The sequence below is a fragment of the Actinopolymorpha sp. B9G3 genome, assembly GCF_040120725.1.
Lineage (GTDB): Bacteria > Actinomycetota > Actinomycetes > Propionibacteriales > Actinopolymorphaceae > Thermasporomyces.
Window position 1 is genome coordinate 1 of the sequence record NZ_JBEEAB010000027.1, and the last position, 21,613, is coordinate 21,613.

At 67.9% G+C, this 21,613-nt stretch carries 28 protein-coding genes and 1 pseudogene; 22 read left to right on the plus strand and 7 right to left on the minus strand.

Features of this window, described 5'->3' with window-relative positions:
- Positions 1-552 precede the first annotated feature (552 nt).
- Entirely contained in the window at positions 553-1,581 is a 1,029-nt protein-coding gene (locus ABNF93_RS30090; protein WP_349331616.1) for a phosphotransferase family protein, read from the plus strand.
- 300 nt (positions 1,582-1,881) lie between these two features.
- Here ABNF93_RS30090 and ABNF93_RS30095 read toward each other — a convergent pair whose 3' ends face one another.
- The 5 genes and pseudogenes from ABNF93_RS30095 to ABNF93_RS30115 all read right to left on the minus strand — a co-directional run bounded on the left by ABNF93_RS30095 (position 1,882) and on the right by ABNF93_RS30115 (position 4,632).
- Positions 1,882-2,319 carry a PPOX class F420-dependent oxidoreductase gene (locus ABNF93_RS30095; RefSeq protein ID WP_349331617.1) on the minus strand — a complete coding sequence of 146 codons (438 nt, stop codon included), beginning with the start codon at positions 2,317-2,319 and terminating at the stop codon, positions 1,882-1,884.
- Between the two features lie 349 nt (positions 2,320-2,668).
- Entirely contained in the window at positions 2,669-3,103 is a 435-nt protein-coding gene (locus ABNF93_RS30100; protein ID WP_349331618.1) for a VOC family protein, read from the minus strand.
- A gap of 432 nt (positions 3,104-3,535) precedes the next feature.
- Positions 3,536-3,949 (minus strand): annotated as a pseudogene (locus ABNF93_RS30105) (Clp protease N-terminal domain-containing protein); the annotation flags it as partial.
- Positions 3,950-3,985: 36 nt separating this feature from the next.
- Entirely contained in the window at positions 3,986-4,402 is a 417-nt protein-coding gene (locus tag ABNF93_RS30110; protein ID WP_349331619.1) for a hypothetical protein, read from the minus strand.
- Positions 4,402-4,632 carry a ribbon-helix-helix protein, CopG family gene (locus tag ABNF93_RS30115; RefSeq protein WP_349331620.1) on the minus strand — a complete coding sequence of 77 codons (231 nt, stop codon included), beginning with the start codon at positions 4,630-4,632 and terminating at the stop codon, positions 4,402-4,404. Before ABNF93_RS30115 ends, ABNF93_RS30110 begins: the two co-directional genes overlap by 1 nt.
- A 129-nt stretch (positions 4,633-4,761) precedes the next feature.
- Between ABNF93_RS30115 and ABNF93_RS30120 the strand changes: the two genes are divergently transcribed.
- Together ABNF93_RS30120 and ABNF93_RS30125 are read left to right on the plus strand one after the other, a co-directional pair.
- The gene (locus tag ABNF93_RS30120; protein ID WP_349331621.1) at positions 4,762-5,736 is read left to right on the plus strand and encodes a nucleotidyltransferase domain-containing protein; all 975 of its coding nucleotides are present in this window, start codon (positions 4,762-4,764) and stop codon (positions 5,734-5,736) included.
- A 138-nt stretch (positions 5,737-5,874) separates the two neighbouring features.
- Positions 5,875-6,402 (plus strand): GNAT family N-acetyltransferase, encoded by a 528-nt coding sequence (locus ABNF93_RS30125; RefSeq protein WP_349331622.1) that lies wholly within the window; start codon positions 5,875-5,877, stop codon positions 6,400-6,402.
- Between the two features lie 1,065 nt (positions 6,403-7,467).
- Here ABNF93_RS30125 and ABNF93_RS30130 read toward each other — a convergent pair.
- On the minus strand, positions 7,468-8,283 hold the full coding sequence (locus tag ABNF93_RS30130) for an alpha/beta fold hydrolase (protein ID WP_349331623.1): 816 nt from the start codon (positions 8,281-8,283) through the stop codon (positions 7,468-7,470).
- A 92-nt stretch (positions 8,284-8,375) separates the two neighbouring features.
- Between ABNF93_RS30130 and ABNF93_RS30135 the strand changes: the two genes are divergently transcribed.
- The 3 genes from ABNF93_RS30135 to ABNF93_RS30145 are packed head-to-tail and all read left to right on the plus strand — an operon-like array spanning position 8,376 to position 10,779.
- Positions 8,376-9,236 (plus strand): helix-turn-helix domain-containing protein, encoded by an 861-nt coding sequence (locus ABNF93_RS30135; RefSeq protein WP_349331624.1) that lies wholly within the window; start codon positions 8,376-8,378, stop codon positions 9,234-9,236.
- Positions 9,237-9,266: 30 nt separating this feature from the next.
- On the plus strand, positions 9,267-9,497 hold the full coding sequence (locus ABNF93_RS30140) for a DUF397 domain-containing protein (protein ID WP_349331625.1): 231 nt from the start codon (positions 9,267-9,269) through the stop codon (positions 9,495-9,497).
- Positions 9,498-9,528: 31 nt separating this feature from the next.
- On the plus strand, positions 9,529-10,779 hold the full coding sequence (locus tag ABNF93_RS30145) for an MFS transporter (protein ID WP_349331626.1): 1,251 nt from the start codon (positions 9,529-9,531) through the stop codon (positions 10,777-10,779).
- Here ABNF93_RS30145 and ABNF93_RS30150 read toward each other — a convergent pair.
- A complete protein-coding gene (locus tag ABNF93_RS30150) occupies positions 10,732-11,517 on the minus strand; it encodes a hypothetical protein (protein ID WP_349331627.1) in 786 nt (261 codons plus the stop codon). The two genes, ABNF93_RS30145 and ABNF93_RS30150, sit on opposite strands and share 48 nt — an antisense overlap.
- Positions 11,518-11,671: 154 nt before the next feature.
- Between ABNF93_RS30150 and ABNF93_RS30155 the strand changes: the two genes are divergently transcribed.
- The 16 genes from ABNF93_RS30155 (at position 11,672) to ABNF93_RS30230 (ending at position 21,587) form a co-directional block, all read left to right on the plus strand.
- Positions 11,672-11,920, plus strand: a complete 249-nt coding sequence (locus tag ABNF93_RS30155; protein ID WP_349331628.1) for a helix-turn-helix domain-containing protein — start codon at positions 11,672-11,674, stop codon at positions 11,918-11,920.
- Between the two features lie 49 nt (positions 11,921-11,969).
- Complete coding sequence (locus ABNF93_RS30160) at positions 11,970-12,347, plus strand: WhiB family transcriptional regulator (RefSeq protein ID WP_349331629.1); 378 nt, start codon at positions 11,970-11,972, stop codon at positions 12,345-12,347.
- Positions 12,344-13,534, plus strand: a complete 1,191-nt coding sequence (locus ABNF93_RS30165; RefSeq protein ID WP_349331630.1) for a hypothetical protein — start codon at positions 12,344-12,346, stop codon at positions 13,532-13,534. The genes ABNF93_RS30160 and ABNF93_RS30165 overlap by 4 nt, the downstream gene beginning before the upstream one ends.
- A 105-nt stretch (positions 13,535-13,639) precedes the next feature.
- A complete protein-coding gene (locus tag ABNF93_RS30170) occupies positions 13,640-13,966 on the plus strand; it encodes a hypothetical protein (RefSeq protein ID WP_349331631.1) in 327 nt (108 codons plus the stop codon).
- Positions 13,967-13,969: 3 nt separating this feature from the next.
- Positions 13,970-14,251: a hypothetical protein gene (locus ABNF93_RS30175; protein WP_349331632.1), complete on the plus strand. Its 282-nt coding sequence runs from the start codon at positions 13,970-13,972 to the stop codon at positions 14,249-14,251.
- Positions 14,238-14,729, plus strand: coding sequence for a hypothetical protein (locus ABNF93_RS30180; protein ID WP_349331633.1), 492 nt, complete (start codon positions 14,238-14,240; stop codon positions 14,727-14,729). The genes ABNF93_RS30175 and ABNF93_RS30180 overlap by 14 nt, the downstream gene beginning before the upstream one ends.
- Positions 14,730-14,770: 41 nt before the next feature.
- Positions 14,771-15,214 (plus strand): hypothetical protein, encoded by a 444-nt coding sequence (locus tag ABNF93_RS30185; RefSeq protein ID WP_349331634.1) that lies wholly within the window; start codon positions 14,771-14,773, stop codon positions 15,212-15,214.
- A 10-nt stretch (positions 15,215-15,224) separates the two neighbouring features.
- Positions 15,225-16,211: a hypothetical protein gene (locus tag ABNF93_RS30190; RefSeq protein ID WP_349331635.1), complete on the plus strand. Its 987-nt coding sequence runs from the start codon at positions 15,225-15,227 to the stop codon at positions 16,209-16,211.
- A 92-nt stretch (positions 16,212-16,303) separates the two neighbouring features.
- On the plus strand, positions 16,304-18,433 hold the full coding sequence (locus ABNF93_RS30195; RefSeq protein ID WP_349331636.1) for a hypothetical protein: 2,130 nt from the start codon (positions 16,304-16,306) through the stop codon (positions 18,431-18,433).
- A 137-nt stretch (positions 18,434-18,570) separates the two neighbouring features.
- A complete protein-coding gene (locus ABNF93_RS30200; protein WP_349331637.1) occupies positions 18,571-18,765 on the plus strand; it encodes a hypothetical protein in 195 nt (64 codons plus the stop codon).
- A complete protein-coding gene (locus ABNF93_RS30205) occupies positions 18,762-19,637 on the plus strand; it encodes a M48 family metalloprotease (RefSeq protein ID WP_349331638.1) in 876 nt (291 codons plus the stop codon). The genes ABNF93_RS30200 and ABNF93_RS30205 overlap by 4 nt, the downstream gene beginning before the upstream one ends.
- Positions 19,634-19,903, plus strand: a complete 270-nt coding sequence (locus ABNF93_RS30210) for a hypothetical protein (RefSeq protein ID WP_349331639.1) — start codon at positions 19,634-19,636, stop codon at positions 19,901-19,903. The genes ABNF93_RS30205 and ABNF93_RS30210 overlap by 4 nt, the downstream gene beginning before the upstream one ends.
- 315 nt (positions 19,904-20,218) lie before the next feature.
- Entirely contained in the window at positions 20,219-20,494 is a 276-nt protein-coding gene (locus ABNF93_RS30215; RefSeq protein WP_349331683.1) for a WhiB family transcriptional regulator, read from the plus strand.
- Positions 20,495-20,700: 206 nt separating this feature from the next.
- The gene (locus ABNF93_RS30220) at positions 20,701-21,078 is read left to right on the plus strand and encodes a hypothetical protein (RefSeq protein WP_349331640.1); all 378 of its coding nucleotides are present in this window, start codon (positions 20,701-20,703) and stop codon (positions 21,076-21,078) included.
- A complete protein-coding gene (locus ABNF93_RS30225; protein ID WP_349331641.1) occupies positions 21,075-21,314 on the plus strand; it encodes a hypothetical protein in 240 nt (79 codons plus the stop codon). The genes ABNF93_RS30220 and ABNF93_RS30225 overlap by 4 nt, the downstream gene beginning before the upstream one ends.
- A 36-nt stretch (positions 21,315-21,350) precedes the next feature.
- On the plus strand, positions 21,351-21,587 hold the full coding sequence (locus ABNF93_RS30230) for a hypothetical protein (RefSeq protein ID WP_349331642.1): 237 nt from the start codon (positions 21,351-21,353) through the stop codon (positions 21,585-21,587).
- The last annotated feature ends 26 nt before the right edge of the window (positions 21,588-21,613 follow it).

A 21,613-nucleotide genomic window follows, 5' to 3' on the forward strand; every position in this document is an offset into this window, starting at 1 on the left:
ATCTACCCCACCACCCAGGCCCCACGCCTGCCAAAACCTCACGAACAGCCCCGCCGCAGGCACCGACACCAATAGCCGTTCGACCAGCAGGCCGATCACCGTTCCATCCCGGCCCGTTCCGCCCGGCCTTGGCCAACGAACCCCGGTGTCCGCAGACACCGCCCGGCACCGGGTTCATCCCGGTCGCGAGAAACTGAGCTCGAGCCGAGCGCATCCGTGCCCGGTGAGGAGCGTCCGGAGTGCGGCCGCACCGGCCCACCGGGTGGTGCGAAGCCTCAAGCCGTCCGCAGAGGGATCGGCTTGCGGACAGCACGAGATGCCGTCTTCGTACGTCCTCGCTCCGAGGGAGTCGATGCGTCGTCCCCTATGGGGGCACCACTGATCGCCGGGATGCGGTCGCGCGAAATCGGATGGCACTCCAGGGCGCGACAGGCTTATGCTGTCGGGCAGACGTAGACAGCTCCGGGAAGGTCGACTTCGACGCACCCGGAGCCAGGACGCTGAAATGTGTCCTGGCTCCGGGTGCGTTTTTGTTTCCCGGCGGAAGGAGTGATGAGCATGCTGAACGACCCGCGACCGAGTGTGGATCTCGAGCCTCGCAAGTACTCCGACCGGCTTGGCGTGATCGATGCAGACCAGTTCCAAGCAGTGGCCGACGAGTTCGGACTCGGCCGCGTCACCAATGCCGAACCGGCACCTGGGGGACTGTTCGGGCAGGTCGTGTTCCTCACGACGACCGACGGCCAGTACGCGATGCGGGGAAATCCGCATGGGTACGTTCAACTCACCAAGGAGCGGCGCGTCGCGCAGATCATCCGTGAGCGATCATCCCTGCCCGCGCCGTGGCCGTACCACGTCAGCGAGAAGACTGAGCTTTTCGGATGGACGTACGCGGTGATGCCGAGGCTGCCCGGTAGGAGCGGATCGGAGCTGTGGAACGCCGCCGACGATGAGCAACGCCTCGCCCTCGCGAGGGCGTTCGGCGAGGCACTCGGGCGGCTGCACGAAGCGAGGTCGCCGTTCTTTGGACCCTATGACGCCGACCTCGACGACTTCATCGCCATGGACAACTTCTCGGATTGGGCGCTGTACCGTCTCGACGTCACTCGCACCAAGTGTCGGCGCATCAATGCCCTGACCGTGGAGGCTGAACTGTTCATCGACAGCATGATCGATCAGTGCGCGGGCGCGTTTGCCGTGCCGTTCGAGCCTGTGCTCGTGCATCATGACTTCACCCTGGGCAACGTCAACCTCGCGGAATCTGGCCGTGGCTACGCTGCGACCGGTGTCTTCGACCTGTTCGAGTCGTACTTCGGTGACGGCGAGGAGGATCTCATCCGATTCCTCGGTCACGTCCAGACAGACGAGCAGCGTCGGGTGTTCGCCGATGCCTACAGCGCGCACCGCTCGCTGCGTCCGGGTGCGTCGGAGCGGCTCGCGTTGTACGCGCTCGCGGACTTCCTCGTCGCCTGGGAGTACGGCAAACGTAACCGCGTGTGGTTCGAGGATGTCGCGTTCCTGGACGCCGTTCGTCCGAACATCGCCAACGCGCGAGCCATCGGCTCGATCCACGGACGATGAGCTCACTGGCGGCGAATGGCGGCGGTGCTGTCATTACTCAAAGACACGTGGGGTGCCAGTGGCGCGCCCTGGCAATCACGACCAGCCCGGCGTTGCGGCGCACATGATGGCCGATGCCGTGCGGCCCGTCCACCACCTGTACGCCGCAATCTGAGACGATCGGCGGCATCGCGCCTGGTCAGGCCTGTCAGCGGCTGCTCTTGAAGCAGGGGGGCGCCGCCGCGTCGTTGCAATTGCCCAATGCGTCCGCGTGTGCCCGAGCCTGCAGGTGATCCAGCCTGACCCGTCCGGACCGGATCGTCAGGCGGTCACGTCCAGCTCGGCGACAATCTTGGTCGCGCGCAGTCGGACCACGAGCTCGCCGGGAACCGCGTTGCGCCTGCCGAACTCCTCGGCACGATCGGCACCCATGTAGCGACCCCCGACCGCGGTCGCCGTGCGCAGCAACTCGGCAGAGTCGTCGGAAACCGCTGCCACTCCTTGCACCTGCACGAACGCGTACGGCGGCTCCTCCAGATCGACACAGAGCACCAACCGGGGATCCCGGGCGATAGCGCGGCCCTTGCTCGTGTTCTGATTCGTGGTGAACACCAGCTCCGGTGCCTCGTCGGTGCCCTCGAGCACGAACCACACCGGCGCCACCAGCGGCCTCCCGTCGGCCGCAACGTAGCCGACCTTGCCGGTCCGGGTGTCCTCGGTGAGAAGGGCGCGAATCTCGGGACTGATGAAGGTGGTCATGCCATCGACCCTACGGCGCGTCGAGCCCGACAACCGGTCGCCTCAGGACGTGAAGCGCTCGCCGACGCGCTGCGGTGTATCACCTTCCATGCACCCGCCAGGAGCACCACCAGTTCTTGGTCGCTAGCCGAGGCCGCGCTGGTTCCCAGGTAGCGGCAACCAATCCGTGTCTCAGTGGAGGATTGGCTTACGAACAGGGTTCGCCCGCGGGCTGTCCGGGCGTTCACCAGCGCGTTCGACCGTGGCTTATGTCGGCGTCAGGCCGGGCGGCCAGATGACGATGGGCACCGAGGCTCAAGTTCCCGACGCGGACGCACCGTGAGCGAGGCGGACTGCGAGGAGTCGATGGTCAGTCGACGCTCGAGTCCGATCCTGTCGCGGCAACTTCTGTCTGAGCGTTGAAGACCAGTTCCCATAGATGCCCATCGGGATCGGCGAAGTACCCCATGTAGGACCCGTCGTACTCGCTGGCCGTGCCGGATACTGTTCCTCCCGACGCCCCAGCGCGCGCGAGGATGTCATCGAGCTCTCCCTTACTGCCGATCGCGCAGGAGATGATGCATCCACCCGGCGCGGGAACGCGATCCAACGCTACGCCGGCGCGACTCGCGTACGTCGCAAACTCGCTCTGCACGATCAGAAACAGCGACAGATTTGGCAACTCAAACAGGATCATTGTCTTGTCGATCTCTGACGGCGAGAGACCAAGCCCGTCACGGTAGAACCGCAGCGATCTATCCAGGTCCATCGCGGGCAACGAGACAATCACGGTCGCCGGTTTCATGCCGTCGACTCTATCGGCCCGCCAAAGCATCGCTCCAGGACACCGGCCAACCGCCTCAACGATCACGAGATCTGCTACCCGGCGTCGGTGGCCCGATGAGGAGAAACGTCGCGACCCGCGGATGGGCAGTGCACGAAAGGCGACCGAATCGTCCATGCCCTCTGTTGAGGATCGCCGACCGGGCATTCTGTTGGGGATCGCCGACCGGCACGCATAGACCAAGTCTGTCACGAGCGCCGACGGTTCCACGCGTCCAGACGTCCCTGCTGCGGTCGCCATACCGACGTCCAGTAGTCGAACGTCCCGAGCGTACGGATAGGGATCCCCGGGCGGACAAGCTGCTGAGATCGTTGGACGACCGGGTGCCGTTGCGCTGCCGGTGGTCCGGCCTCTTGACGGTGAGTTCTACGTTGGCATCCCCGCTTTCTCGCTAACCTGCTGGCGGACGTGAACCAGCTCGCCACCGAGGTTGGCAAGCACCTGGGCCCCGATGCATTCGCTCTCGCGGATCAGACCGAGCAGGATGTGCTCGGTGCCGACGTAGTTGACCCCATGCTGTGATGCCTCGAGCTGTGAGAGTTCGATTACCTGCTTGGCAGGTGCGGCGAACGGAAAGTACGCGCCGGTAGTCTTCGTGCGCTCGCCGACGATCGTCTTGACCTGCGTGCGTACCGCTTCGGTGGATATCCCGAGCTCCTGGAGGGTCTTGGCGGCGATACCTTCGCCCTCTTGGATCAGACCTATCAGGATGTGCTCGGTGTCGATGTACCTGTGACTAAACGTCTTCGCCTCATCGTGGGCGAGCACGGTCGCTCGCCTTGCGCGGTCGGTGAACCTTTCGAACATGGTCTGCTCCCTCTATCTGGTGGAAGGCAATCGGTGTCACGGCAAGCGTTTAAAGGTGGTGGACGCCGGTGCAGGTTCCTTGCCTCGCTGGCGCAACCGCAGACGTAGGTCGACGGCCGTCTGCGACAGTGGCGCGCCGGCCGCGACGCGAGCGAGCAGCTGGTCAATCTCAGTGACGGGCTCGAGGTTGAGGTCCCGGTTGTTCAGTGCGAACAGGTGCAGGGTCACCGCAACCGCAACTCGGCGGTTCGGCCCCTGGAACGGGCGGCGGCAGACGAGTCCGGTGAGCAAGGCAGCGGCCACATCGGCCTGGTCACCGCTGGCCGAGGCGGCCTTCGCCTCGACGAGTGTCACCTCTACTGCGCCGAGATCGGTCCGGTCGACGATCGTCTCGGAGTCACAGCCGACGACACAGCCAGCGACGGCAAGCACGTCCGGGAGCGTGAGGAGCATCACTGGTCGTCGTCCTCCCGAAGGAGGTCGAGGGTTCGCTCATGCCGGGCGAGACTCTCCTCGAGCATGCGGACGAACCGCTTGTCTGTTCTGCGGCTCTGGACCAGCTCTGTAATCGCCTCACGCGCGACATCGGACACCGATCGGCCCTCGACCTCGGCCACCGCCTGCAGCCGCTCGGCCAGCTCGGGATCTAGGCGCAACAAGATATTCTTCGTTCCCTGTGGCATGGATAGCATGATATCACGCTATCGTGGGGCCAGATCCGACGTGCAACAGTCCCGGAGGGCTGACGATGGCTGGTAACCCCCGCACCGGCCACTGCACTGATCGACACAAAGGTCAACGGAGGGTGGCGAATGACCGGGCCAGAGCTGATCGAGTCGACTGGTGATCGACTGTGCGACAGGATCGCTCAGGGTGTCATCGGGATCTTTGAGAATGCGTTTCCCGACAGGGTGCGCGGCTTCTACCTCCGTGGCAGTCACGCCAGTGGCACCAGCATCAACGGCAGCGATCTCGACCTGTTCATCGTCTTCAAGGACCGCTTCGCCGACGTAGCAGAGTACGAGCGTGCCCAAGCTCTGTGTCGTCATTGCGCTCGGCTGACGCCGATGCTGCTGGAGATCCTTCTATCCGGTGAACGCGGTCTTCGCCGACCGGACGCCCTCGGTGCAGTGCTGGGCCTCAAGCTCGCCACGCGCCTGCTGCACGGCGAGGACATCCGTCCGGAGCTGCCACTGTTCGACGCCGACACCTACGTGCGCTCGGTCGTCCACACGCCCTACTTCAGCTACACCTACCCGGTCCAGCGCCGGAACGCCGGCCATCTGGTCTACCCGCTGCAGCACTTCGACCCGGACGGCCCGTTCCTCGGCTACGACCAGTGGACGATTCCCGGCCCGGACGGCACCGACCAGCCCAGCACCAAGCTGCTCATCGCCACAGTCGGCTGGACCGCGAGCGCGATCATCGCGCTGCGCAGCGGCCAGTACGTCCGGGACAAGGCATCATGTGTCGAGCTCTACCAGAAACACGTCGCCGACGAGTGGTCTGACGTCGTTACCCAGGTGCACGACTTGTGCCGCAACCGCTGGCACTACCAACTTCCGTCCAGCAACGACGATCGGCAGACACTCCGCGCGCTGTGCGACCGGGCGCTGGGCTTCCAAAACCACTTTCTCATCCTGTACCGGCAGTACCAGCTCGCCGAGCTGGCATCCGGCGACCCGGATCGGCAGCAGCTCGCTGCCCAGCGGTTGAGCCACATCGTCTTCCCCGACCAGGAAGTAGCCGCCGCCCTGAACAACGCAGGCCACCCGAGAACTGGTTAGACGTGATGCCTGTGAAAGGCCCACACCTGCCCGGCCGAGCAAGACCTTCGAATCGCCACGGACACTCTGCGATCCTCGACAACCGACCCTGTGGAAGCGAGCGCAGTTGACCATTGACTCGTCGGTGAGGATTACGCCATGACCCGGCTGCAGGGTGAGCGAGTCGTCATACGTCCGCTGCTGCTGGATGATCTTGATCGTCTGTTCGAGGGTCGGCTGGGACTTGCTGAGCAGGGCGTTCTCGCGGCGCGCCCCAACCGTGAACAGCTGCGTTCCGATCTGGCTCAGTGGGGCAAGCTACGCGACGGCCGGATCAACCTCGGCATCGAGCTGGATGGCTGCCTCGTCGGCGAGATCCAGACCTTCCAACCCAGCGGCAGTCCACCGTGCCAGGCACGCGGCAGCCCCGAGCTCGGCATTTCGATCTATGACGTCGCCGACCGCGGCCGGGGCGTGGGAACCGACGCTGTACGGCTCTTCCTGGATTGGCTCTTCCAACAAGGCGTCGGGCAGATCCAGGCGAGCACAGCGCCGACCAACCAAGCGATGCGGAAGGTTCTCGAACGGGTCGGGTTCGCCCACGCAGACCATGGCGAACGGCCGAGGTCGGAGTACGTCCTCTACCGGCTCACGCGCGCCACGTGGAGGGCCGCGTCCGATGCGTAGAGCTGGAGATGTCGCAGCCATCGTCGCCTTCCTCTTCTCCGACGACGCCGCCTCGATCACCACCGGTGCCGTCCTACCTGTCGACGGAGGCATCCTCTCGAGTCGCCCGCCGGCCGAGCCCCGAGCTGACGCGCGCCGGCATCCGAGTTGATGCCGCTACCCACGGTTCGTGTGGGGAACCTCCCGCGTACGGATAGGGATCCCTTGCGGACACCCGCATGGTCGCCGTCGTTCTTATGTCTGGTTCCAACGCTCCGACACCACACATGCGCAGGGGGCCTGGCATCCCCACCTCTGGGTTGACCCGGCCCATGTACGGCCGGCACCGCTTCGACGCGGCCATGGCGGCCAGCGGAACGCAGATCAGCGACGAAGGAGCCCTCTCGGCCTGGTTGTTGTCCGATCCGGACGGCAACCTGGTCTACCTGTGCACATGGCAACCGGGGAGATACCGTCCTGTGCGACTCGCACTACCGACCGGGCGGAGCCAGCTGGGTGAGCGGAACCTGACCGCCTCGGGCTCGAAGGTCCGCCGCAGAATCCGCACAATACGCAGAATTGGCGGTTCGGGCGCGTCCCCGCAGGTCAGACAGGGTGCGGCCGTCGGTCCGCTCCGCGCCGCAGAATGCCACACAATTGCCGCAGAATTGCGGTGCTGTCGCCGGGCTCCTCGTGAGGGCGCCACGGATCGCGGTGGCGGAGATGGCCAGCAGGGTTTCTGCGGCAATTCTGCTGGATTCTGCGGAACCGGCTCCTCGACCTGGGACACCGCCGCTGGCCAGGGCAAACACCGCTAAGGCAGGCGTTCTGCGTATTGTGCGGATTCTGCGGCGGGACTCCAGCGCGGGTACGGAGTGACTGCCGGAGGTCCATCTGCATGGCTGCACTCCGAGATTCGGGATGCGATATCCGATCGGGCGGCACTGCCGAATCGGGCAGGAAGGGGGTGGGCCGAGGGATGCCGGACGTCGTCCTGCCACCCTCCCTAGCGACACACAGTTCCGTGCACATCGATCTTGATAGGCCGTCATCGCGGCGCCCACCAAGACTTTAGAGACGCGGTCCTCAGGAGGAACGAAGGCCCGCGACGGTACCCCCTACGCTCTGGACCGTTGCTGGGTCGAACTGAGGGTCCGTCTGGCCGCGCACTGCCTCAACAGCGGCGTCCACGGCGTGTCCCACCAGGGTAGGTACGTCGGTATGGACGTAGTGCCCACCCTTCCGGGCGATGAGCAGTGGTGCTCCCAAGTCGCCCGCGAGCCGACGCTGCCAGCCCTGCCAACGTTCGTCGACGTCGGCCATGCTGTACGGCGCGTACTTCTCCGGGGACTTCGCCGTCGACCACCGCCCGACTGGGCTGGCCACGACGACTGCTGGCACGTGCGGAACGCCGACCTGTGTGAATTCCTCCAGCCCGGCACGCCAGTCGAACACCATTCCGTGGTCGTTGTCGGCGACGGTGGGACCGAAGCCGGTGACATCGATGTAGAGCTCGGGGTCCGTGGCGTCGACGTACACGAGGCCAGCCACCTGGTCGGGCCAACGGGAGGCAAAGACGTGGATGATGAGCCCGCCAATCGAGTGCCCGACCAGCACCCGAGGAGCCGGAACGTCTGCGGCATCGAGGAGGCTGCGTAGCTGCTCGGCTGCCGCGCCGTACGACTGCGCCACACCGGCCGAAGCGTGCGGGAGGGGATCACTCTCCCCCAGGTCCGGGCGTTCGTACGTCACTGTCATGGTGCGCGCCTTGAGCGACGAGCGCACAGCGTCCCAAACGTGCCGGTCGTCGTTCAGGCCGGTCACGAACACGACAGGCGGAGTGCCGTCGCCGACGATCTCGGCTGCCAGCTTCAGGCCACCAACGTCCACACGGCGCGACAACGGCGTACCTCCTCGTGCCTTGCTCTCGTGGATACCTATGGATAACCTTCCAGAACTGTTGACCGCCTGTCCAGAGGTAAGGATTCCGTTCCGTGGCCAAGGCCCCACTCGACTCGCGGCGCCGGCTCGGCGGTGAACTCCGCCGCCTCCGACTCGCGGCGAAGCTGAGCGGCCCCGAGCTTGCCAGGCGGTTGGAGATCGGCCAGGCCACGGTCTCACGGATGGAGACGGGCCAGGTCAGACCAAGTGTGGACACGGTACGCGGCTGGCTGGAGGTAACGAAGGCACCGGCCAAGGTACGCCGAAGTGTCGTCGCACTCGCCGAGGATGCGCAGGTGGACGTCACCGGCTGGCGGAGCGTCTTCCGCGGAGGCATGGCGCCCCAGCAGCGGCAGCTCCACCAGTTCCATACTGCCGCGACCGCGATCAGGCACTTCCAGCCGTTCATGGTGCCCGGGTACTTCCAGGCGGCCGGGTACGCCCGGGGAACACTCCTCGGCTTCCGGCTCACCAAGGAGGTACCCGACATCGAGCAGACCGTCGAGGCCCGGCTCGAGCGCAGAAGGATTCTGGTCGAGCGAACCGACATCGCGTACCACCTGGTCGTCACGGAGCTCGGCCTGCGCACGCTCCCGGTCGGCGCGACGACCGATGACCGAGCCGAGTCGTGGTCAACGATGCTGGACACGGCGAAGCTTCCTCACATCACGATCCAGATCGTGCCCGCGGATGCGCAGATGGAGCAGATGCCGATCTGCGGCTGGACGACGTATGACTTCGCGGAAGGTTCGATCGACCCGACAATCGTCCAGGTCGAGACGCCTGCCGCGATGCTCACCTTCGCCGGACCAGACGTCCGGCCGTTCGAAATCGGCTGGGAGCGCATGCTCGCATCCGCCCTGAGTCCCGGGCAGTCGACGAAGCTCCTGCGTCGGATGCTCGGCAGCAAGTGAGGTTCCGATCCCGACAAGAGGAGAACCACCATGTCCAACGCACACACTCCACCGGCACTGGACGAGTTCGGAGCATGGAACACCCCCTCCGGCCCGTGGCGGGGCGGCGCTTGCACGGATGGGCCGTGTGTGGCGGTGGCGTACGGTCCAGATGGTTGGGTCGCGGTCACCGACACGAAGAACCCAGATGGCGCGGTCCTGACGTTCACCGCGGACGAGTGGAGCGACTTCCGCAAGGCAATCGTCGGCAACACCATCTGAAGAGGTTGAACACCATGTCTGGGGAGGACACGTGACGGCCGTCGGGCCGGTGCACGGATCGTCAGAGGTTGCATCTCGACCACGCGGTCTGCGGGCCCTCGTCACGGCGACGTACGTGTCCTCCCTGGGCGACGGCGCTTTCGCGGCAGCAGCTCCGCTGGCAGCGGCGGCCATCACCCGGGATCCGACCGCGGTTGCCGTCGTCGCTGCGGCGGAGTACCTCCCGTGGCTTCTGATGACGCCGTTCGCCGGAGCTCTGGTCGACCGCTGGCGGCTCCGGACGGTGTTGGTGGTTGCGGACCTGCTCCGCGCCGGCGGTCTTGCCTTGCTTGCGGTGCTTGTCGCCATTGGAGAGGCATCCATCCCGGTTCTGGCGGGACTTGCGTGCGCGATCGTGGTCGGCCAGATCTTCGGCGACACGGCAGCGCAGACCATCGTGGTGGACCTCGCCGGCCGAGACAGTGCTGCCCTCAACAAGGCCAACGGGCATATCTCATCGGCGACGACCGCTGGCAAGTCTCTCGCAGGACCGCCGCTGGGCAGCAGCCTTTTCGCGGTGGTGCCGTGGCTGCCGTTCCTCCTCGACGCAGTGTCCTTCGTCGCGAGTGCCGGCCTCGTTGCCACCCTGCCGAAGGGGCGGCCTGCGCCGCCTCGGCAAGCGCGCCCGCGGCTGCTTTCCTCGGTCGCCGAGGGTGCGCGGTTCCTGGTGCGAAATCCACAACTCCGTGCCCTGTGCCTGCTTGTGGCGAGTGCCAACCTGGCGAGCTTCATGTCGATGTCGACCTTCGTGTTGTACGCAACCGGTCGGCTAGGAGTGTCCACAGCCGGCTACGGCCTCCTTCTCGCGGCGACAGCCGTTGGCGGTGTGGCGGGCGGGTTCCTCGCCGGTCCGATCGCGAATGCCCTTGGCGCACGCACGGCGGTCGTCGTTGGGCTCGTTCTTCAAGTGGTTGCCTGGCCCGCGATCGGATGGACGAAGTCGCCGTACGTCGCTGGTTCCGTCCTCGCAGTGGTCGGACTGTGCGCGGCCGTGACGACAGTCGTCTGCATCACGTCACGACAGCAGCTCACCCCTCCGGACATGCTGGGCCGGGTGATCTCGGCGTTCCGGACGGTTGGCGCGGGCGCGGCACCCTTGGGTGCAATGCTGGGCGGCGTCCTCGCGGCGACGTTCGACCTGGTGACACCGTTCTACTGCGCTGGTGCCGTCCTCCTGGTCGCCGTGCTTCTCGCCCTACCTGGGCTCCGCCCTGTCGGTGCGGAATCCCGACCTACCGTCTGAGAGCCGCCGGCCTGGTCGCGTACTTGAGTTGACGCGGATCTGGATCTCGACCGAATGGCCTACCGACGCATCCTCGACGACATGAAGCCCCAGTTCGACGATCCTGCCATCGCGCGGATGCCAGTCCCTGTCTTCGTGTGTACGCCCAAGGAGTGGGTCGAGCGCGTCCAGAGTTGGCTTCCAGAGGTTGAGCCAGTTTCGTCGGCTGACGACAAACGCCAGCTCGAGCATGACCGGCCCATCTGGAAGCGGGGCCTGGCTGCGGATCTGCTCGCGGATCTGCTCCTTGTACGCGACCGTGCCAGCGGACTCGGTGGTTCGGACCTGAAGCCGCGCGCTGTCGGCGCGCTCGGCGGGTTCGGCGGGCTCGACGCGAACGCTGGACTCGGACCCATGCTGCTTGGTGCACCACGCGGACACCAGGCTCTCGCTGGTCTTGCTGGAGAGGTGTCGGGCTAGGGGGTAGAGGTAGTTGTCCAGATCGTGTTGATCGAGGAGTGGCACAGGCTCGGGTAGTCCGACATCGAGACGGAGTGCCCACGGAGCGCGCAACGTCTGCAGCTGCGGCGAAAGGGCGGCGCTCGCATACTCCAGGTAGTGCCGCAGCTCGACCTGGGCCGGATGCCCTGAGGCATCCCAGCTGGCCAATCTGGGGCGCAACCCCAGTCCGACAGGCTGCGCGTCCGGACGCTTGTAGGTGACGAACGGTCTGCGCACCGCTGAGTCGTCAGTTGCCACAAAGTCGCTCCCGCCAGAGACCTTCGTGCGCGTACCGAAACCGTATCTGCGCGGCTGGCTTTTGGCGCCGCTTCGGCCATGTTTGCGATAGCGGATATTCGCGGATAGCCTCCAGGCATCATGATCTATCCGCAATTATCCACGGAGGTTCCCCATGCATCTGAGGACCGCCGCGTCGCGCACTGGCCGACGCAGGGTGCGGATCTCCCGTGGAGGCTTCAGCGTCGCGGAGGTGGCCGAGATGTTCGGAGCCTCGGAGATCACGGTGCGTCGAGCCATCAAGGCTGGCGAGCTGAGGGCCTTCCGGCTTCGCGGTCGGGTCGTCGTCCCGGTCGAGGCAGTCGAGGCGCTGAAGAACGCTCACACCACCGGCAGCCGCGGACCCGAGGGCGGCGCGGCGTGAGGGCGGTGCACGAGTCGGTGGAGTCGACCTGCGATTGGAGAGTGCACTGATGGAGTACATCGATGAAGGTCGGCTTGCCGAAGCGAGTCGCCTCACCGAGTCCGTTCTTCGTGAGCGCACCCAGCGGAATGCCGACTGCTCCCGGGATCCGAAGCGCGCGGATGACTGGTTCCTCCCCGAGCCTCCGGCCACCTCGCCCCGGGCGCGTGCGAGTTACGAACGGACCGCCGAGAGGCTCTGCGCAGCGTGCCCGGTCCGGCCCGAATGCCTGGAGTTCGCACTTCGTAGGGAGTCCGGTCAACGCGCCTGGGGAATTTGGGGCGGTCTCGCTCCGTGGCAGCGGGAGCCGTTGGTTCGTGCTCGCCGCAGTGCCGCACCAGAGGAACTGGCTGCCGCGACCATTCGAGCTCTGTCGGAGGCGGCGTGACCTCCAACCACCAGCCCAGGACGGCCGCTGCCGACGCAGCGGCCGGGAACGGGCTGCCCTCGAACCGGCATCCGGGTGGCGTGTTGGCGGCCCGCCACCCGGATGCCACCCAAGCCGTCGCCCGCGGTGATGTTGCCCCCGCATCCCCCGTCACCGCGGGCGGCGCTCCACAGTGCGCAGACCAGGCTGTCGACCTCAGGCCGGCTTGGTTCCGACCGCCTGAGAGTCCGCCCGGGCGTTGCGCAAGTACGACCGCCGCCTACAACGGCACACCCGGGGCCAGCGCCGACCATGCCCGTGAGCACGACCGGTCGGACGCCGACATTGCAGCCGGGCGGGCGGCGGCGGAGTTGAAGGACTGGCTGTCCGACGCCGGGACGTTCGTGGTCGCGGGGACCGCCGGGTTCTCCTCGTGGGCTGGTTGGGTGAGCCTCGGCCGGTCGGTCGGCTGGGGGAGTGTAGGCGTGGTCGAGCTCGCTTGGCTGCTGCCGGTATCCGTGGACGTCTACGCCTTCGTGGCGCTGCGTACGTGGAACAACGCCCGGCTTCCGGAGGCGACCCGCACTGTCGGGAAGGTCTCGGCCATCGGTGCCCTGGCGCTCAGCATCGCCGGCAATGCAGCGGGGCACGCGGTGGAGGCGGGCACGTTCGCGCCGAACTGGATCGTCGTCGTGCTGGTCGCCTCGCTCGCTCCGATCCTGCTGTTCCTCACGCTCCACCTGCGGGTGCTCCGGACTCGCGACCAGGCGGCCGCCGCCCGGGCGGCACGCGAACGGGCCGAACGCAAGGCCGCCCGAACGAGCTCACAGTCCGACCGGCAACCGACGGCTGCCCAGTCGAGTCCCGACCGGCCGACCGGTCGCGACCGACGCCCGACTATCGACCGGTCGACCGCCGACCGGTCGATGGACACGGCCAGTGCGACGGAACGGTCCGAGGGTCGGAACCGCACCCGACCGGTCGACCGGACCGCCCGAGGCGACCGGCCGGTCGCCAGGAGTGCCGACCGCGAACTGGCCGAGCAGGTGCTCCGCCTGGACGAGGAACACGGTCGGCCCGTCGGGCGGGACCTGATTGCGAGTCGGCTGCGTGTGGGCTCCGGGCGCGCGACCCGGCTGCGGCAGCTGGCGGACGCCCGGGCGACGACCACGACCGCTACGGCCGACCTGAAGGCGACCGACCGATGACGACAACAAGCGCCGGGAGCGCGGAAAGTCCCTGGCAGGCCCGCGCTCCCGGCGTACCAGCCAACGACCCCAACAGCCAGCAGGCGGAAGGAGGTGGCGGTGCCCATGAGTAGACCAGACGGACGCGTGGTCGCCAAGCGACCGGTCGTGCGTCCGCTCACGACTGGAGTGGTCCCCATGCACATGCAGCTTCTCGACCTGACCCTGCTCCGCGCCGACGGCCACCGCTTCCCGACCGTCCGGGTGTTCACCGACCCGAAGAGCGGCCCGCTGCTGCGCGCCTACCTCGAGGTTCTCGCCCGGTCGCAGGACGCGAAGAAGGGCCGGAACGACTGGCTGGGCGAGTACCGCCTCGAGGTCGCCCGACCGGACCATCCCGACCCCGAGTTCACCTTCGCCGCTCTCGGCGACGAGCAGGAAAGGAGCCGATGAGAGGTGGCTGGCTACCGGAACCGGAAGGACCGCAAGACCACAGCCGAGCAGCGCTATCGGCGGCACGCCGCGCAGCTGAAGAGCAGGTTGGCGCTCGCGGCAACCGTCCGGGACCGGCTCTACATCGCCTACAGCCACTTCCTGTTCGCCTACAAGCACAGCCACAACCGACCGGCGACCCGCTCGATGGCCGAGAAGCTCGCCGCCGAGTACGCCCACGGCCTGCACCGCGCCGGCGACCAACTCATCGAGGAGCAGATCCGGAGCAGCCATGACCACGCGTGAGACGGCAACAGAGTGTGAAACTCCAACCTCCACTGGAGAGTCGGCCGCTACGTCGCCGACGGACCCCAAGGCGTCTCTGCACGCCCGTGCGCGCGAGGGTAACGCCGACTCTGCAGTCACCGACGGTGAGACACGCCGGGGGTGGGGCGATCTGGTCCGCCGCTTCGTGGCCTACTTCGACCCGCCGGAGATCGTGTCGGAGCGCAGGCCTTCGCTCGCCGAGGTGGTGCGGTACGCCCGCGAGGCGCCGTACGCACCGACGGAGGGTGCACTGCGTACGGCGGGGACCGGCTACGCGTTCACGGTGGCGGTCCCGGTATACGCGGTCACCTACATGCTCGCCTGGATCTGCGAGCGGCCCGCACGTCTCGCTTCGGCCGCCGCTCTCGTGGCCGCGTTCAGCTTCACGCCGGCCGGCGCATGGTGCCGGTCCGTGTTGGCGGTCGTACTTCGCTGGCTGGCGGGCCTACTCACCTGACGTCGGATTGCTACGTACGCAAGGAAAGGGAGGTAGTTCTGATGGGCTCGTGGTCCGCGGCGGCACTGGGCGCGATCCTGTTCGGGATCGGCTGTGTCTGCCTGAAGAAGCACAAACTGCTGCAGGGTACGCCGTGGCTGATGTTGTTCGCCGGCGCCTGCCTGGCAGGGATGCTCGGCGGCGTCATCGGCTGGGTGACCAGCACGATCGGGATGGTCGGCGGCACCGTCACCGGAATCGTCTTCGGTGTCGCGGTGCCCGCACTCGTGTTCGCCATCATCGCCACGATCCTCGTGATCGACATGCACCCGAAGCGCGGCCGTTCGACGAAGGTGACGCCGTGGCTCGCGCTGCTTGCCGTGCCGCTGGCGGTGGCGACGTTCGGTGGGGTGATGGCCGCCCTGCCCGACCGGATCAACGCGCTGGTCGCCACCGCGGGCAATGCGATCGCGCAGGCGCTCGGCGACGTCGTCGGAAAGCTGTAGGTGACCGCCGATGGAGATCTTGGTCTTGTGCTTCGTGGTCGCGGCGATGGTGCAGCACGCCGCCAAGGACGCCTTCGCGGGCGTCACGGGCAGGACGTTCCCGTCCCAGGCGTACCGGATGAAGCGCCTGGAACTCCGTGCCACCCGGGCGGGGGGCTCCGGTCAGACGCCGGCTCGGCGTTCGCCGGCCCGTGAGTACTTCGCCGGGTTGTGGGCGCTCGCGTGGGACACCCAGTCCCGCCGGCTCGACCAATGGAGTCAGGAACGCCAGGAGCGGTGGGAACGCAAACGAGCTGGCGAAGTCGTCGAGGCCGGCAAGCCTCGTCCGGCAAGGGAGTTCGCCCGGGTGTGGTGGCACACCGGGCCATCGCAGCAGTGGGCGAACGCCTGGCAGAGGGCGGCCGACAGGCGGCGCCGGAAGCTCGACGCCGCGGACGAACCCGCCGACCGTCAACCCGTCGACGAGCCACCCGCTCTGCCGGAAGGCGCTTCGGATCCCAAACCCGCCAAGCCCGTTGGGCAGGCGACGTCGAGCGAGAAGGAGGCACCCAAGACGGAGGAGGAGCCGGAACCACCTTCGGAGCCCGAGAAGGAACCGGCGGACGACGACCGCACTCGTGGCGGCGTCAATGACACCGACGCCACCACCGATGGAACGAACGAAGGGATCGATGAAATGACCACGACCACGATGGGCGGGCCGAGCCTGGCGACGGGCGAGGCGCCGGGTCTGGATGCCAAGCAGGCGTTCGTCCAGTCCTACGCCACGGTGTTCCCGGCGATCAAGCTCGCGTTCCTGAATTACGCGACGACCCTGGCGGCTGATGAGTACGGTCCTGCCACCCAGGCCGCGGCTGTGCAGGCGGCGGAAGCCGTGGAAGCGGCGGAGCTGGCAGTGGCGCGGCTCGCCGAGGTCGTATGCGGTGCCGCGGCCGATATCCGGGACAGGGCGGCTGCCTCCGGCTTCGAGGTCGGCCGCGACGCCCTCAAGCAGTAGCCCCTCCGACGGGTGCCCCCGGCCTTCCCCACCGGGGGCACGCCACCCGACTCCCTTGATGTCCGTACGCGCGAAGGAAAGGACCCGCCCAAATGCCCGCCGTTCACGGCTCGCCACGCCGGCTCCGGCACGGTCCGGCCGGTGCCCGCGATCTCGACGACCTGCTCGCCGGCCGTGCTGAGACGGCGCCGCCTGGAGCTGCGGACGGTACGGCCGACCGGGGACGTGACTGGTGGCGCGAGGCGAAGGCTTTCCTCTGGCGGCTTCGTCGTTCTGCCCTCCCGCATCTGGTTACCGCGTGTCTGCTCGCGGTCGCCGGCTTCCTCTGGGCCGTCAACCTTCGTACGGGTGGGACGTACGTCGCCGGCATCGCGCTCGGTGTCGCGACCGCTGCCGTTGCTGTTCTGGGCATCGCGTGGTGGTTGTGGCGTCGGCAGCTCTCATCCCGGTGGCGCCGTGACATCTACGCGGCCGCGGTGTTCGGCGCCGGCTGGCTGGTCGTCGCGTCCGTATGGCTGAACGCGACGACGGTCAGCGTCCTGCTTGCTGCCGAGTACGTGCTGGCTGCTCGGTGGTGGCGCACGACCCGGATCACCGCCGGCAGCCGCGACGACGCCGACGCCGACGGCGGATCAGTCCCGGAGCCGGTCGAGGACACGATCGAGGACTGGGACGGCTACATTGCCGGACCTCGTGGCGCGTTGCCGTCGGCGAGGCTCACCGAGCGACAGGTGATCGAGCAGGGTGTGCAGTACACGATCGAGTTCGTCCGCGGGCAGCAGTCGATCGGCGACGCGATCAACGCGATGGTCCGGATCGCCGGCGGGCTCGGCGTCAAGACCAGCCGCCTGGTGCTGGAGGACCACCCGTCGGACTTGCCCAACCTCGGCCTGCTCAAGCTCATGGACCGGACTCCGGTCGAGGACAACCCGCCGTACCTAGGTCCAGTCTGGACCGACGGCGCTGTCTCGATCGGCCCGTACGCGGACTGGATGGGCGAGGCCGGCTGGCGGCTGTGGACGCCGGGGGAGTCCGGCGACAACGACGGCTCTGCGTGGTCGGGTGCGCTGATCGGAGCACCGGGCTCGGGGAAGTCCCGCACGCTGGAATCGATCGCGATCGGCGCGATCTCCTCCGGCCTCGCGGTGTGCTGGTTCATCGACCCGCAGGGCGGCGCGTCGAGCCCGGCGTTGAAGGCGTACGCCGACTGGTACGTCGACCTGTCCGGTGCCGACGACATGCTGTGCGCGATCGAGCGGGTCGCTGCGTGGCGGGAGTTCGAGAACGCGACCGAGGGCTGGATCGGATTCACCCCGCGCCCGGACCGGCCGCTGCTCGTGGTCTTCATCGACGAGGCGCACGAGGTCCTCAAGGGGACGTGGGGGAAGCGGCTGTCGTCGCTGGCGCGGAAGATCCGCAAGCTCGGCATCTGCCTGATCATCGTGTCGCAGTACCCGGGCATCGAGACGTTCGGCGGGGACGAGGCGCTCCGGCTGTCGATCATGGCCGGGAACGGGATCTGCTTCCGTACCGCGTCCAACTACGCCGGCTCGCTGATGGCCGGGCTGGAGATGGACCCGAAGCGGCTGCCGGACGTGAAGGGCTACGGGTTCACCATCCGGGTCGAGGGATTCGCCCGGCTCGCACCGTTCCGGAACCGGCTCTGCAAGGAGCCGACGGAGTGGATGGAACGCTTCGCCAGCGCCTCCGCTGCTCTGGACCCCGGCTCGGCGAACGCGGCCGGCGAGGCGTACGGCGAGCGGGCGGTCAAGGCGGAGGAGTTCGCGAAGGCCTCCCGGGAGAAGCTCGAAGCCGTCCGCGCCGGGGAGCTGAGTGCGGCCGAGGTGATCGGGCACCACACCTCGCGAACGTCGGCTGGTTCGGCTGCGGACGCGACCACGGCTGCGCAGCTGCTCGAGGTGATGGGCCTGCCGGTCATGCCAGCGCCAGCGGGCGCGGCGGTCCCGGACGGCGGTGGCTCGGATGCTGGCTCCGGCCATGCAGCTGTGGTGCAGGCGCTCGGCGCCGGTGCGTCACGGCCGGGCGACATCGCCGGGGTGACCGGCTACTCGGCGTCCCGCGTCCACCAGCTCCTGGCCGACCTCACCGCGACCGGCCAGGTCGAACGGGTCGGTCACGGCCGCTACAGGCTGCCCACCACAGATTTCGACGCCGGCATCGACACAGGTCCCGACGTCGACGCGGACGGAGCCGCCGCATGAGACGCCGTGCTGCTGGAGCGGTGTCGCCGACCGGTGGCAGCCGAGTCGCCAGCAAGAGAACGGCTGAGGCGTACGTACCTTCCCTGCCCAGGTTCGTTGCGTACGCCTCAGCCACCCCACCAATGGAGGTAACGCAAGTGTCCATCACCACACCGACACCGGCCCGTGGCTGGTACAGCTACCGCTCTCGCAAGGTCCGTGGCGCGCTCGTCGGCAGCGGCCTGTTGGCTGGGCTGGTTCTGGTGGCCTGGTCGCCGATGCTGGTGGGCGGGCTGCTGTTCGGCTGGCTCGCCGCAGACGTACGCCGTCATCTCGTACGGGTGGCCGCATGAGGGCCAAGGAGTTCCTCGCCAGGGCGGTCGAGTGGACCCGGCCACGAGTCGGCGAGCTGATCGCCGCCGCCCTGATGGTCGGCGTCGCCGTCATCTGCCACCACGTCGCCGGCACGACCGGGCTGCGGATTGCCGCCGGGATCCTGCTGCTGGTCGGCGGGGTCGGTGGCGTGGTCTTCTCACTGCTGGGCACGAGAGACGACGCCGACGTGCCGCAGATGCTGCTCACCTCACACGTCGTCGACGTACTCGCCGACGAGCTGGGGAAGCTGGTCGAGGTCGCCGACCAGTGGCGCGCGACCTGCGAGCGTGCCGGCATCACACCGGTCCCGTCGATCGAGGTGCAGCCTGGCCACGGTCCGGCGATCCGGGTGGTCGGCGGCGAGCCGCGGCTGGTCATCGGCCCTGAGCTGGCCGACGAGCCGATGGCCGTTCGTGCGCAGCACCTCGCGCACGAGGCAGGCCACCTGGTGGCTGGCCATCATGTCCGCGCGTACGACGTGACCACCTGTCTGCGGGTCGTCCCGAGCATCGGGAAGTTCGCCAGCCTGGTCGCCGCTGGCGTCGGGTTGATCACTGGGATCGTCGGCTGGGTCGTCGTCGCCGTCGGCCTGATGGTGCTCGCGGCCGCGGTCCAGCTGGTCGGTGCGGCCTGGTCGCGCGACCGGGAGTACGCGGCCGACGCGATCGGTGCGCACGTCCTCGGCGCCGGACTCGATGGCGACATGACCCGCGCCTTGGTGGACCGGGATCCGCACAACCGCGAAACGGACCCGTTCGGCAGTCACCCCAGCTGGGCCGACCGCCATACCGCCCTCGTCTCCCACGCCGAACTGCTCGGTCGTGCCATCGAGCGGGAGGCCAGGAGGTGATCACCGACGGCCAGGCACGCCGGATCGCTGCGGAGTGGCACAGCGGGCAACGTTCCGCCATGTGTGCCTTCGCCACCTCTGGCGCAATCGAACGCGACAGGTTGTGCGGCGAGCTCTCATCCGAGCTGCAGACGGTCGGCGACGAACAGGACCGGCGCGACCTGCTCGCCCTTGTGGCGTACGCCTGTCGCTCCGGCGACCGATCACCGGTTCGGAGCTGGCATCGCCTGTGGGATGACGCACCAGTCCCAGCACGCGAGACCTGACCGGCATGTCAGCGCCCGGGGCGACCTAGCCGCCAAGCACGCCCGCCCCGGGCACCCAACCGAACAGAAGGAGCAGACACGATGTTCGAGATCGGAGCAGAGGTCCAGGTCGACGGCCGGGCGGGAGTGTGGCGCGCCCGCGTACTCCGTCATCACATCACCCGCGACGGTCACGCCAATGGGATCACCCGGGTGGAGGTTCTCGAGTCCGGTAACAGCCGCTATCGCGAAGGTGCCGTCCTCGACGTCGCCACCCCTCACCCTGTGGTCGCTCCGGTGACCGCCAACGACCGAGCCGAGGACGCGGCGGTTCGCGTGCTCCTGGCCGGGCTCCTGGAGCCAGCCGCCTGGACCGCTAGCGCCCTGTGCGCACAGGCCGATCCGGAGGCCTGGTTTCCGGAGGTGGGCGGCTCGTCGCGACAGGCCAAAGCCGTGTGCGCCCGCTGCCCGGTCCGCGTGGAGTGCCTGACCGAGGCGATGGCCAACCGCGAACCCTTCGGCGTCTGGGGCGGCCTGTCCGAGAAGGAACGCCGCGCACTCAGGCGCCGCAGCCACATCGACAGTGACGGTGGCCACGCCGACGCTGCATGACGGCCAAGCCCAGATGCGGTCCTGGGGCGGCCTAGCCGCCAAGCACGCCCGCCCCAGGACCTTCACCCAACCGAACGGAAGGAGTACGCACCAGTGTCCACACCCTGCTTCGTTCCTGCCCTCCGGGGCTGTCGAAGGGCGTCGAACGCCCATCGCCCGGCTGCCTCGATGGCCGCGCCGACCACCCTCCGACGGGTGGTGCGCTGATGGCCAGTGAACCGTTGAGCCCGGTCGACCTGTTCGGCCCGCCGCCGTACGACCACATCGTCGAGGACGTCTACGGCGACGGCGTGGAAATGTTCCTCGGCCACATCGACGCCGACACGGCGAACCAGCGCCTCGCGCGGCAGCCGTGGTGGTCGCCCGGCCTCGTCGTCGACGAGCACAGCCTCGACCACGCGCTGGTGACCTTCGACGTCCACGCGCCGCGCTGCGCCGCCGCGCCCGGGGCGGTTCCAGGCCGCGACTGTGACTGCGCGTGGGACACCTGGATCGCCTGGCACTACCGCGACGCCGAACCAGGCGACCCTGCTGCGGTAGAGGTCACCTTCGCCGAACTCACCAGGGAGGCGATAGCGGCATGACCCGTTTCCCTCACATGCCCACGGGCGGCGGGCAGGACGAGCGGTACGTCGTGGTGGGAGGCGACCTCCTCGTCGTCCTCAGCGACCAGGACAAGGCCGCGCTGCAACGCGAAGCCATGCTCGCGGCGAACCTCGACGTCGAGGTCCACGTGATGTCGGCCGCGACATGGCAGCAGGTCCGCGACCAGCTCGCCGCATCTCACCCCGACATCACCATCACCGATCTCACGGCGTAGCGACATAGACCGAACCGGGAAGGAGGCCTCGACGCCGTGGTCACCCCCATGGCAGTCGGCAACTCCGACGACGTCCGCCGCTGTGACGCCCACTGCCCCGAGGCCACCGAACCGGACTGCGACTGCATCTGCGGCAGCCGCTACCACGGCCAGGGCCTCGACGCGGCCCGCCAGCACCTGCACCAGGACCTGCGGGCGGGTCGACTCGGCCCCGACCTTGCCGCAGCCGTGGGCGACCTGGAGGCGCATGACCGGCAGGAGGTCCTGTTCTGAGCCTCGCCCGACCCCGTCCACACCAT